This is a genomic window from Thiorhodovibrio winogradskyi (assembly GCF_036208045.1).
GTDB lineage: Bacteria > Pseudomonadota > Gammaproteobacteria > Chromatiales > Chromatiaceae > Thiorhodovibrio > Thiorhodovibrio winogradskyi.
The window spans coordinates 4961857-4973320 of sequence record NZ_CP121472.1; the positions used below are offsets into that span (position 1 = coordinate 4961857).

Annotated in this window: 11 protein-coding genes; 8 read left to right on the forward strand and 3 right to left on the reverse strand. The window is 60.1% G+C overall.

The annotated features are described in order from the left end of the window. Positions 1 to 41 precede the first annotated feature (41 nt). Positions 42 to 614, forward strand: a complete 573-nt coding sequence (locus tag Thiowin_RS22930) for a transposase (protein ID WP_408034127.1) — start codon at positions 42 to 44, stop codon at positions 612 to 614. Next, positions 598 to 1137 (forward strand): hypothetical protein, encoded by a 540-nt coding sequence (locus Thiowin_RS22935; RefSeq protein ID WP_328985286.1) that lies wholly within the window; start codon positions 598 to 600, stop codon positions 1135 to 1137. The genes Thiowin_RS22930 and Thiowin_RS22935 overlap by 17 nt, the downstream gene beginning before the upstream one ends. On the opposite strand, the gene Thiowin_RS22940 is transcribed toward Thiowin_RS22935, so the two are convergent. Then, a complete protein-coding gene (locus tag Thiowin_RS22940) occupies positions 1134 to 2930 on the reverse strand; it encodes an AAA family ATPase (RefSeq protein ID WP_328985287.1) in 1797 nt (598 codons plus the stop codon). The two genes, Thiowin_RS22935 and Thiowin_RS22940, sit on opposite strands and share 4 nt — an antisense overlap. A 218-nt stretch (positions 2931 to 3148) precedes the next feature. Beyond that, entirely contained in the window at positions 3149 to 4255 is a 1107-nt protein-coding gene (locus Thiowin_RS22945; protein ID WP_328985288.1) for a helix-turn-helix transcriptional regulator, read from the reverse strand. Between the two features lie 125 nt (positions 4256 to 4380). Between Thiowin_RS22945 and Thiowin_RS22950 the strand changes: the two genes are divergently transcribed. From Thiowin_RS22950 to Thiowin_RS22960, 3 genes are read left to right on the forward strand one after another with little or no spacing between them, the layout of a single operon-like run. Then, the gene (locus Thiowin_RS22950; protein ID WP_328985289.1) at positions 4381 to 6591 is read left to right on the forward strand and encodes a DUF4347 domain-containing protein; all 2211 of its coding nucleotides are present in this window, start codon (positions 4381 to 4383) and stop codon (positions 6589 to 6591) included. Next, positions 6567 to 7076 carry a hypothetical protein gene (locus tag Thiowin_RS22955; protein WP_328985290.1) on the forward strand — a complete coding sequence of 170 codons (510 nt, stop codon included), beginning with the start codon at positions 6567 to 6569 and terminating at the stop codon, positions 7074 to 7076. Before Thiowin_RS22950 ends, Thiowin_RS22955 begins: the two co-directional genes overlap by 25 nt. A gap of 21 nt (positions 7077 to 7097) precedes the next feature. Beyond that, complete coding sequence (locus Thiowin_RS22960) at positions 7098 to 7718, forward strand: cadherin repeat domain-containing protein (protein ID WP_328985291.1); 621 nt, start codon at positions 7098 to 7100, stop codon at positions 7716 to 7718. Here the strand turns inward: Thiowin_RS22960 and Thiowin_RS22965 are convergent. After that, positions 7678 to 8745 (reverse strand): AAA family ATPase, encoded by a 1068-nt coding sequence (locus Thiowin_RS22965; RefSeq protein ID WP_328985292.1) that lies wholly within the window; start codon positions 8743 to 8745, stop codon positions 7678 to 7680. The genes Thiowin_RS22960 and Thiowin_RS22965 overlap by 41 nt on opposite strands. Positions 8746 to 8845: 100 nt before the next feature. Between Thiowin_RS22965 and Thiowin_RS22970 the strand changes: the two genes are divergently transcribed. The 3 genes from Thiowin_RS22970 to Thiowin_RS22980 are packed head-to-tail and all read left to right on the forward strand — an operon-like array spanning position 8846 to position 11065. Then, complete coding sequence (locus tag Thiowin_RS22970) at positions 8846 to 9709, forward strand: hypothetical protein (protein ID WP_328985293.1); 864 nt, start codon at positions 8846 to 8848, stop codon at positions 9707 to 9709. Beyond that, a complete protein-coding gene (locus Thiowin_RS22975) occupies positions 9703 to 10140 on the forward strand; it encodes an adenylyltransferase/cytidyltransferase family protein (protein WP_328985294.1) in 438 nt (145 codons plus the stop codon). Before Thiowin_RS22970 ends, Thiowin_RS22975 begins: the two co-directional genes overlap by 7 nt. After that, the gene (locus Thiowin_RS22980) at positions 10130 to 11065 is read left to right on the forward strand and encodes a hypothetical protein (RefSeq protein WP_328985295.1); all 936 of its coding nucleotides are present in this window, start codon (positions 10130 to 10132) and stop codon (positions 11063 to 11065) included. Before Thiowin_RS22975 ends, Thiowin_RS22980 begins: the two co-directional genes overlap by 11 nt. Positions 11066 to 11464: the final 399 nt, after the last annotated feature.

Genomic DNA, 11464 nt, shown 5'->3' on the forward strand with positions numbered 1-11464 from the left:
CGCGCCGCTATGCGCAGGCACGTGATCGCACCAAGCCCGAATTGGCGGCGGGCATGTTGCGCCGCGCGCTGCGTCAGGGCCTCGAGGCCGATGTCCTGCTCGCCGATGCCTGGTTTGGCACCAAGACCATGATCGCCACCGCCTTGGATCTCAACCTCACGGCGATCTTGCGCATGAAGAAAAACGCCATGAAGTACCGCCTGAGGACCTGGAACAACGGCTCGGCGCACACCGAGCTGCTCGATGCGAATGGCTTGTATCAGACGAGCGTGCGCAAGCACTGGCAGCGCCTCAGCGGCTTGCCCTACCGGTGCCAGTGTTTGGACGTGGAGCTGAGCCTCGAGAGCGACGGCGAGGAGCAGTGGATTCCAGTGCGTCTGCTCTTTGTCCGTGGCGTCAGCCAAGACGCCGACAGTCCGGCGGGGGCGAAATCCTGGGCGCTGTTTCTAAGCACCGACCGCAGTCTCTCCCCGGCGGCGATTTTGGAGATCGATGCCTTGCGCTGGAGCATTGAGGTGTACTTCAATGAAGCCAAGCAGTACCTGGGCTTGCTCTGGGAGCAGACTGAAACCTTTGCCTCGCATCTGGCTTCAATCTGTGCCCGATGCGGTTGAAGATCTCGCTCCGCCAATGGAAGAAGGCGGCATCCAGGGCGATGGCAACGACGACGGCACCCCCGACAGTGAGCAGGCCGACGTGATTTCGGTGCCCATCCGCGACACCGAAACTGTCTCTGTCGATCCCAACGCCCCGGTGGTCTGGGCCACCCTAGTCGGCAACAGCGCCAACGGCGCTGACAGCTCGCCCACCCCCGGCGGCGGTGTCATCGTCACCACCCTGACCCAAAGCGACGCGCCCGCCGCCGAGGAACGCGACGGCATCGCCATGCCGCTCGGGCTGATCGCCTTCGCAGCCCAGGCCGAGGTTGAGGACGGTGCCGAAGATGCCGGAGACATTCCCTTCAGCCTGCTGATCGAAGGCGACATCCAAGTCAACGACTTCTGGAAGCAGAACGGCGATGGCGATTGGGTCAACCTCGCCAGCCCCGAGTACGGCGGGCAAGTCACCCAAATTGGCAGCATGATGGTCGGCGTGCCGAACGCTGCGGCGCATGGCGGGAATTGGGGAGGGAGCTAATCGCCATCAGGCGATGGGCGGTCTGGGGTGCTGCGCCACACCAGCCGCTCAAAGCCCAAGGCCACTACCGCATGGGTGTGCAGGCGCAGGCGCACGCCATAGGTCTGTTCCAGCCCCTGGCGGTAATGGGCCAATTGGGTTTCAGCGGCCTCCAGACTGGCCGCCACCTGGGGCAGACTGGCCAGTTCCTCACGCGACTGGGTGCGCACGTCCTGGCCGCTTTGCCCGATCTCTTGCAGGCTCAGATACTTGAACTCCAGCAGATGATCCAGCAGCGCGAAGCGGCGCATCTCCTCACGCACGATCAGCGACAGATCGGCATAGCCGCGATCAATCGCCGTTTCTGAATCCATCACATAGAAAATATCGGCAAACAGGGCGACCAGAAAGACGGTTTTCACCGTCAGCTCATTGGACCAGCGATAGTCGCGATTGTCGAACACTCGCAGGTGATGCGTCTCCAGCACTTCAATCAGCGGGCTGAGATCGCCCTGGGTATAGAGCACCTTGGCTGCCTCGCGCAGGCTTTCGCGCTCCGGATATTCGGGGAACAACTGGTCATGGATACGCTCGACATAGAGCTTGCGAATCACCAGATTGGGAATGCCCAGCACCAATTCACCGAAAGCCGTCTGATCTTTGAGCGTTAAAGCGCCAAGAAAATACAACAGCGACCCCAGAAAAGGCGCGTCCTTGGGCGCGCGGCGCATATCCTCCACCCCAAAGCGATGTGCGAGACTCGCAATCACCGGCGGATGTTCGGGATCGAGCGCGGCACCGATCAGTTCAGCGCCATGCGGCTGGCGGGCGACAAAGTCGATGCGATTGCGATCCATCGCCAGGTTGCTGTCAAGCATTTCTCGGGGTGGTTGACCAGTGGTGGCCAGGGCATCGAAGAAGTACAGCGCGAGCGTTGGGTTGTAGAGCCCCGGCCCCGGCTCGTAGCCGAAGCGATAGCCGTTGTACCAGGTGCGCATGGTCGCCAGCATCCGTGCCGACCAGTTTCGGTCGCGCCCTTGCTCTACGGTCAGCTGATCCAGCACAGCAGCGACTTCCGCCTCGCTAAAGCCGCACAGATCAACGAAACGCGCATCCAGGCTGATATCCTTGGAGACATTGTAGCCACTGGAAATATCGGCCAGCACCACCGGTGAGACTCCAGTAATGAAGACCCGATCAATGCCCGCACCCGATGCGAGGGACTTGACCGCCTTAAACACCGTTTTGAGCAGCCCCTCGCCTGACACCAGCGCATCGTAATCCGCCCGGCTGCGGTGCATCAGTTCATTGGCGAAGTTGTCGTATTCATCGATGAGCAGATAGAGATCATGGCCCTGGGCGCGCGCGGAGCTCACTGCGGCACGAAAAGCGACCAAGCCATCGCTCGGATGCGCCTGCAGATCGCCGCCGAGCCGGTCAGCATAGCGAACCCCAAAATCCGCAACCTGGGCATTGATGTGGTTGTGCAAGGCTTGGCGGATTTCGGCGAGATTGCCACTGGCATCCACCATGGAGAAATCCCAGCGCAGTACAAAGTAACGGTTGCGGCGCGCGGTCGGCTCGCGACCAATGGCGAGCGCGCCGAACAGGGCGTCGAATTCATCGGCCCGTGCCAGATCGTAGTAATTCTCCAGCGTCGTCAGCCAGGCCGTCTTACCAAAACGGCGTGGGCGCAGAAAGAGCAGCTGATCGCCCGCTTTCTCCAACACCCGGATGCGATCAGTGCGATCGGCGTAGTAGTAACCTTCGACGATGATTTTGTGAAAATCAGCGGTGCCGTAGGGGAATTTCATGGTGGATGACCTGCAAAATTTGAGCACGGGGCAAGTATAAGGGAGTCGCCACTCGAAAAGCTGAAGCGCCGCAACGCCAAGAAGATAGGTCAAAGAACAACCTGATGCGCCCCCGTTCCGTTCCTTTTTTCGCTTTCCCGATTTTGCTCGCCATTCACATTAGAGTCCTGGCCATGGTCTATCGCCGAACCCACCTATTACACGTCTAGAAAGCCGCTCTACCGGCCTCGCCTCAGACTGCCTGGGGTATAGCCGAACTTGCGCTTGAACGCCGTGATGAAATGATTGACATGCGAGTAGCCCAGTCGCGCCGCGAGCACTTTCAAAGGGATGGGATCTGCCTGCAACAGCGCATGAGCTTGGGTCAAGCGGTAATCGGTGAGGAAGCTGAAGATCGACTGCCCGTACTCTGCCACGAAATCATCATTTAGGCGTCGCGCTGAAAGTCCGAAATCTGTCGAAAGCTGACTCGGGGTAGGCGTATGCCCCTCAAGGTTTCGGAGGTAGTCATGTAGCTCCCGGATGCGTGCGGAATGCCGCCGTTCTTTGGTCGGCGCCTCTTCCCGTGAAACAAACTCATACAACCCCGCCAGATACTCCAGAACCTTCCCCTGCGCATAGAGCCTGCGTGCCGGGCCCTGATGCCTTGAGTCCAGCGCCATGCGCAGTGGTGAAGACACATAATTCGGCATCGAATGGACTGACGTTGGCGTCTGGTGACCAATCCTCAATCGATCTAACAAGGCGCTGACAGGCTCATCTCCCAGCATCATCAGCAGGCTTTGCTCGGGAATGACGATCGACCTCATTTCGGAATACACGCCACCTTCGATCATTATCGTGGCATGCCATTCCCGATGAAAACGAAAAGTATCCCGCCCCGACCTAGCGAGAATATCGACAGGCGGGTGATCTCTTCCGTTCCAATACTCTCGATGGCAGGCGGTACCGGAGATCCAGATCTGCGCATTAAATAGTGGCTCGATAGGCGAAATATCAACCTCAAACAACGACAACAGCCGGCTCGGCGCCTTTTCGAACTGGTGGCAGGCGTGAAAAAGGCAGACGTCATCACCGAGTTGCAACTTATTCACCCAAGCCTGCCCAATCTCTTGCGGTAGGGGATAGTCAACGCGCTCGACCTGAAAACGCTCTTGCCCCGCCGAGGCACCGGGCGGCCCTTCCGGCACAAGCAGCCAGTGAAGCCGATATTCGATCGCGGTTCGAGATTTCATACCGTGGAGTCTACGCAAATTTCCTCCCGCCAGCATCACCAATACAGAAATTCGTAGAACTTGAGGCATTTTGCGTAGAAAACGCAACATCCGCCTCAGGAAATCCGGTGCATGATCACCTCAACAAAAAAACTCTGGGTAGTCATCGGTGCAATGCCGATTCAATTCTTCCAACTTGCCGCCGAGGCCGCCACAATTTTTTTTGAGCAAAAGCCATGAATCAAGCCAATAAGATTGCCTTCATCGACACCCGTGTTGCTGACTACTCAACCCTCATCGCCGGTTTACCGGCCGATATTGAAGTCGTCCTCATCGATGGCGGTAACGGCCTGCAGCAAATGGCCGATGCGCTGGCGGGGCGCAGCGGTATGGCCGCCATCCATGTCTTCAGCCACGGCAGCACCGGTGCGCTGCAACTGGGCGATACCTGGCTCACTGGCGACAACCTCAACAGCTACGCCCCGCTGCTGGCCCAGATCGGCCAGAGCCTCACGGCCGACGGCGATTTGCTGCTCTACGGCTGCAATGTCGGCGCTGGCGAGACGGGGCAGGCGTTTGTCGAATCCATCGCGAGGATTGCGCAGGCTGATGTGGCGGCTTCGGATGATTTAACAGGAAATGCTGCGCTTGGCGGGGATTGGGTGCTGGAGGTGCAGCAAGGTTTCATCGAAGCGAATGAACTCAGCTCCAAAGAATACGGCGGAACTCTGGAATATACCAATGTGAATTTTACCACGACCGCTATTATCACCGGATACGCGGTAGCTGGAGAGTACGGTAGTGTCGCGGTGACAGACATACCGCTTATTATTTTCGGAGGTGTAAACGGTACTAATGAAAATGTTGGAATATTCAGTGTAGGCGACGCAACAGGTATTTCTCACAAAATTCCATCGCAAATAGATCATCTTTTTATAAATAACAGTAACGGAACAGATTTTGATATATCTCAATTCAAGGTTTATAACCCAGGAGGTTCTGCGGTATCTCTCACTATTACGGGGTACGCGGATAAATGGCTTGGAGGTGCAACAGTAATAACTGATTCAACAAAAACCGCTGCAGCATCAGGTTGGTCAACCATAGATCTAACCGACTTCACGGGTATTACTAGTCTGAAAATTGATTTTTCCGACGATACCGAGTTGTATTTCAACGAGTTTTATATTCAAAACACCAACACCAACACCAACACCAACACCAACACCAACACCAACACCAACACCGCTCCGAGCGTAAACACACCAACCGCTATCTCGCTGACCGACACCACAGCAGCGGATACTTTCAGCAACACCACCGGCACCCTGGGTGCCACCGACTCTGACGGCATTGCCAGCTACGGCATCAGCGACCCGACCAGCACCAGCGCCAACTTCACCGACAACAGCATCACCTACGACGTCTCCAAGACCGGCACATACGGCACGCTGTATGTAGTGAGCACCGGCACGGACAAGGGCAAATACATTTACGTCCCCAACGCCAGCGCCATCAACGCGGTAGCTGCGGGCGCCACGCCCTCCGAAACCTTCACCGTTACCGCCACCGACAGTAACGCCACTCCAGCTACTGGTAACGCGACGCTAACGATCAACGTGACCGGGGCCAACGACACCCCCACCGACATCACCCTGTCAAGCGCTACGGTTACAACATACGATGCCGCCGACGCAACGGTAGGCGCACTGTCTTCGACTGACCCGGACGCCGGCGATACCTTCACCTACAGCCTGGTGAGTGGCACGGGCGATACCAACAATGGGTTGTTCAACATCTCCGGCAACAATTTGCGGGCGACCAATCCTTCCGCGCTGACGGCCGGCACCTACAGCGTGCTCGTTCGCACCACCGATGCCAACTCGGCTACCTACGACAAGGCATTTTCAGTCACCGTCACCGATGCACTGGTGGTCACCACGCTTTCTGATACCGGAGCTGATGCCACCACAGGCGGAAGCTATGCAGACGAACTGGCCGACGGTGACGGTTTGAGCCTGCATGAAGCGGCTGCGCTGGCATCAGCAGGTGGCAAGACCATCGGGTTTGTGGTCGAGCTGAACGGCCAGACAATTACGCTGAGCACTAGCACGATCATCCTGGCGGCGGGTACCACCATGGATGCCGATGCGGCAGGAACGCTCACCATTGCCGACAATACGCTGGAGCTGACCAGTGGCGACATGACGCTCAACAATGGCGCGGGCGACATGCTGAACATCAACAGTTCGATTGTAAGCACGGGTGGCGGCATCACCACAACCGGCGCTGGCACGGTTCAGCTTGGCGGCGCGGCCAGCTACACCGATCCCACGGCCGTAAACGGGACGAGCACCTTGCTGGTGAATGGCGCCCACCCCCCGCCCCGGCCACCGAGCTGTTCACCCATGCCGGCTATCGCGTGCTCGATGTCTATCAGCGCCTGAGCGCGCCGGAGCAAGCCGAGATCGCCGCCTTCTGGCTGGAGCAGCAACTGCTGCCGCCTGCGGAAGCGCAACGGCGTGTCGGCGAGGTCTGCTTTCTGGTGCGTGCCGGCAGCGACGCCCTGGTGGGCATCGGCAGCCTCTACCCCGGCGAGCTGTCCGACAACGGGCAAGAGCGCCGCGTGCTCTACGGTCGAACCTATCTGCACCCGAGCGCCCGTGGTCATGTCCGCTTGTATCTCGGCTTGCTGCAAGCCGAACGTACACTTATCGCCGACCCTCGGCTAGGCCGCAGCGGCGCGACCGCCACCGCCTTTGAAACCGAAAATCCCCGTTTGATGAGCCGCGCCTGGCGGCGCCTCTTTACCCGGCAGGGTTGGCGGCGAGTGGGTGCCAGCGCCTGCGGGCGCGACCTGTGGATATCAGAAAACATCCCGGGCGATACGCCCGATCGCCGACCTTCGTCACGAATGAATCATGATTGCTAACTGAAGCCCAAGGGGATTCCCATGTCAACGCCCAACTTCCTCACTCCAACCACCAACCACTTCGGCCTGGCCAACGTGGGCACCTATTCCGCCCCGACCTTCGCCGACCTCGACGGCGACGGTGACCTGGATGCCTTGATCGGCAATTACGATGGCAACACGCTGTTTTTCGAGAATGAACTGCCCAATGCCGCGCCCACCATCACCTCCGATGGCGGTGGTGCCACGGCGGCGATCAGCGTGGCCGAGAATCAAACGACCGTGACGACTGTCACCGCCACCGATGCCGATAACGACCCCATCACTTACAGCATCAGCGGCGGCGCCGATGCGGGTAAGTTCAGCATCGTCGGCGCAACCGGCGCCCTCACCTTTGCCTCGGCCCCCGACTTCGAGAACCCGACCGACACCGGCAGCGATAACACCTACGAAGTCATTGTCCAGGTCAGCGACGGCAACGGCGGCACTGACACGCAAACCCTTGCTGTGACGTTGACCGATGTTGCGGAAGGTGGTGGCGGTGGCGACCCCACGCCAGAACCCGAGCCGGAACCGGAACCGGAACCGGAACCCATCATCCCACCCCGAGGACTGGGACGAGCTACCCAACGACAACGGGGACAATGTGCCCGATGCGGTTGAAGATCTCGCTCCGCCAATGGAAGAAGGCGGCATCCAGGGCGATGGCAACGACGACGGCACCCCCGACAGTGAGCAGGCCGACGTGATTTCGGTGCCCATCCGCGGCATCGAAGAAGTACAGCGCCAGGGTGGGATTGTAGAGACCGGGCCCTGGCTCATAACCGAAACGATAGCCGTTGTACCAGGTGCGCATGGTCGCGAGCATCCGCGCTGACCAGTCTTGATCACGCCCCTGTTCGCTGGCCAGCGTATCCAGCACACCCGCGACTTCCGCCTCAGTGAAGCCGCACAGATCGACAAAACGCGCATCCAGGCTGACATCCTTGGAGACGTTGTAGCCACTGGAAATATCGGCCAACACCACCGGCGACACCCCAGTGATGAACACCCGATCAATGCCGGCGCCCGAGGCGAGGGATTTCACCGCCTTGAACACGGTTTTGAGTAAGCCTTCCCCTGAGACCAAGGCATCGTAATCCGCCCGCCGCCCGTGTAGCAGTTCATTGGCGAAGTTGTCGTATTCATCGATCAGCAAATATAGATCATGGCCTTGGGCGCGGGCGGCGTTGACCGCCGAGACCAGGGCAATAAGACCGTTGTCTTTGGATAACCCAAATCCTGGGCTGTCGAGCGCGATAGCGCCAAGGTGCTTGGCGTAATGCAGAAAGAAACCCTTGACCTGGTTATTGAGATGATCGTGCAAGGCCTGGCGGATCTCCGCCAAATTGCCGCTGGCATCGACCATGGAGAAATCCCAGCGCAGCACAAAGTAACGGTTGCGGCGCACGGTAGGGTTTTGACCAATGGTGAGCGCTCCAAACAGCGCGTCGAATTCATCGGCCCGGGCCAGATCGTAGTAGTTCTCCAGCGTCGTTAGCCAGGCGGTTTTGCCGAAGCGGCGTGGACGTAGAAACAACAGTTGCTTGCCGGTATCTTCCAGCGCACGGATGCATGCAGTGTGATCGGCGTAGTAGTAGCCTTCGTTGCGAATCGCGTGAAAGTCAGCGGTGCCGTAGGGGAATTTCATGGCGGATGACCGAAAAGCGGAGCCTGGGGGAAGTATAATGGAGTCGGCATGGTCACATCGGCATGGCTTGCAACCGCAACACCGCCAAGAAGAGGATCCGATGCGCCCCCCTATGACAGCGACTGTCAGTCTGCGCGACCCGGACGCCCTGTGGCGAGCGGCCCATCAGTTGCTCGCTAGCCGTGCCGATGCCGCCGAACTCTTCGCCCGCGCGCTGGCATTGCTGGAGCCCAAGCCAGCCCATGATGGGCACTGTCTGCGCCTGGGACTCTGTCTGGCGCTGGCGCAATTCTCCACCAACCGCATCGCCGCCTGCCTAGCCAGTCAGAACATTGTCGCCTTCGCCTCCAGTGGCGTGTTGCTCGGTCTGGTGCGCGACGGTCGGCTGCTGCCGCACGATAAGGATCTCGATATCGTCGTGCCCATGGCGTTTTTTCCAGCCGCCCTGAGCGCCTTGCAGCGTCTTGGTTGGCGCCCGGCCTGGACGGCGGTGAACGCGGTCAACTTCCGCTGCCTCATCCACAGTGGCGCGACGCCCGGGTCGGGCATGACACTGGATCTGTTCGGCTACGCCTTCGACCCCGAGCGGCAGCGCATTCTCGGTGGCTGGTGGCCGAGCGAGCGCGCGCCTGAGCAGGGGCGTCTGTTGCAGTTCAGTCCCTTTCAACTCGCGCTAGTCGATCACCCCCACGGCCGCCATTGGGATCTGCCGCGGCCCGAGACCCTGCTCGCTGAACTCTATGGACCCGACTGGCGCACCCCGGATAGCGAATTCGACACCACCCTGGAGACCCCGGCCCTGGTTGCTTACAACGACTACACCCGCGCCTGGGGTCGGTTGAAACTGCTGGAGGCCTGGGTGCAAGGCCGACCGGCGCGCTTCGCCCGTTTTTTGCACGTGCTAGGCCGGCTTGACCCCGCCGACCCGGTGTTGGCGCTGTTCAGATCCAGCGTTCCATGCTGATCGGCGGCACCATTGGCGTGTTTGACCTGCTGCATGTCGGCCACCTGCGCTTTCTCCAGGCCGCCCGCCAGCGCTGTGATCGGCTCCAGGTCGGGGTCGGCGCTGACGATCTGCTGGCGCGCACCAAGCGCCGACCGGTAATCGATGAGCATCAGCGCTTGGAACTCCTCGCCGGCTTGCGTTGCGTCGATGCGGTGTGCCGTTTTGACATCGGCCTGGATCAAACCGCCGCCAGCGCCGAGTGGATCGCCGCCTGGGGCATCGAGCGCCTGTTCGTCAGTGACGACTGGCGCGGCTCGGCGCGCTGGCAGCGACTCGAACCCCTGTTGGCGCAGCGCGGCATCGGCTGCCTCTGGTTGCCTTACACCGCTGGGATTTCCACCAGCCTGATCCGCCAGCGCATCGCGGAGCCTGAACCAGATGCCCGCTGAGACCGAACCATCCCTCCTGCCCAACGAACCGCGTGTGCTCGATGTCCCGAGACAGCAGGCGCTCACCGAGCGCTATCTGCTACCGGCGCGGAATCAACTTGACGCCCTGTTTCGCGATCTGCGTGCCCGGTTGGACCCGCGGCTATCCCAGGCGCAGCCAAGCAAATGGGGCAAGCCCTATCCTCTGGGTCAGTGTCTGGAACTCTCCCTGGCCGTCAAACGGGCTCTGCGTCAGCTCGATCCCCGGCACCTCAGCGGCGCTGCGGCCCAGGGGCACGCCGCCCTCGCCAGCTTCTTGCAGCAGGGCGGCCAGATGCACCAGGTCTGGGGCGATCTGCGCGGCAACTACTTCCAAAACGCCTTCCTCGCCGGCACCCTCTACATCGATGTCGCCAACGACAGCGTCGATGCCAGCAAACCGCCGGTTGAAATCCTGCCGCTGAGCGAGGCACGTTTGATGCCGTTGCAGGATTTTCAGCACTTCGCCCGCATCGCCAGCCGCTACTGGCAGGCCGAGCTGCACCCCAACCACTTGCTGCCCGCGCTCGCGCCCTACTACCCCTTTGTTGCCTGCATTCCCGGCTGTGGCATCCGCCTCGAAGCCGATTCCGGCTACATGGTGCTGCTGGCGCAACGCCAGTGTTTTCGCTCCAGCCAGCGGATTCTTGAGGCCGTGCCCTTGGATGCAGGGCTATTCCATCGGCTTAAGCCCGCCTTGGCCCATACACCCTTGGAATTGGCCGGCGACCCCATTGCTGGTCGCACCGCGGCCCTGACCGCTTGCCGGAATTTTGCCAAAGCGGATGTCTTGTCCGATGCCCGCCGCGCCGCCCTTGGGGCTGCCATCGCCGAGGTTAATCGCTGTTGGGCAAGGCTTGAGGCCGCGCGCGCTGCCAGGGAAGGCGCCAATGAACCCCGTTGTTAACGGGCATTGCGGCGCTGTGTCGGAGAAACCTTGCTTGTGATCGGCGGTGCGCGGAAATTCCGCGCGCGTTTTGGAATGGCTCAGCGCCATCGCGACTCCGGGCGCCCCAAAAAGCCAAGTCCTGTTCCGCCCGGATTTCTGCCAGTTTGGACGGATAGCCACAACAATTTTGACTTGCGCCAATGAATGCCCTGAACCTCAACGATTGGACCTCCGCCGACTTGGCGCGCAGCGGTTTTGATGCTCGGCAGCCTGTCTGACTGAGGGAGGGGGTGACCGCGGCGATCAGCGCTTACCAAGTGGCCAATGCTTTGGATCAGGCGAATTATCCCACCCAAAGAGCACGGAAACCTGGGTTAATACTGCATAAAGCAGTAAATAATCGGGAAAAATCTTAAT

Bases quoted from the DNA above. Each gene is read 5' to 3' on its own strand.
- Thiowin_RS22980 (WP_328985295.1), top strand. From the start codon at position 10,130: ATGCCCGCTGAGACCGAACCATCCCTCCTGCCCAACGAACCGCGTGTG.
- Thiowin_RS22945 (WP_328985288.1), bottom strand. From the start codon at position 4,255: ATGTTGCGTTTTCTACGCAAAATGCCTCAAGTTCTACGAATTTCTGTA.
- Thiowin_RS22970 (WP_328985293.1), top strand. From the start codon at position 8,846: ATGCGCCCCCCTATGACAGCGACTGTCAGTCTGCGCGACCCGGACGCC.
- Thiowin_RS22975 (WP_328985294.1), top strand. From the start codon at position 9,703: ATGCTGATCGGCGGCACCATTGGCGTGTTTGACCTGCTGCATGTCGGC.
- Thiowin_RS22960 (WP_328985291.1), top strand. From the start codon at position 7,098: ATGTCAACGCCCAACTTCCTCACTCCAACCACCAACCACTTCGGCCTG.
- Thiowin_RS22965 (WP_328985292.1), bottom strand. From the start codon at position 8,745: ATGAAATTCCCCTACGGCACCGCTGACTTTCACGCGATTCGCAACGAA.
- Thiowin_RS22950 (WP_328985289.1), top strand. From the start codon at position 4,381: ATGAATCAAGCCAATAAGATTGCCTTCATCGACACCCGTGTTGCTGAC.
- Thiowin_RS22940 (WP_328985287.1), bottom strand. From the start codon at position 2,930: ATGAAATTCCCCTACGGCACCGCTGATTTTCACAAAATCATCGTCGAA.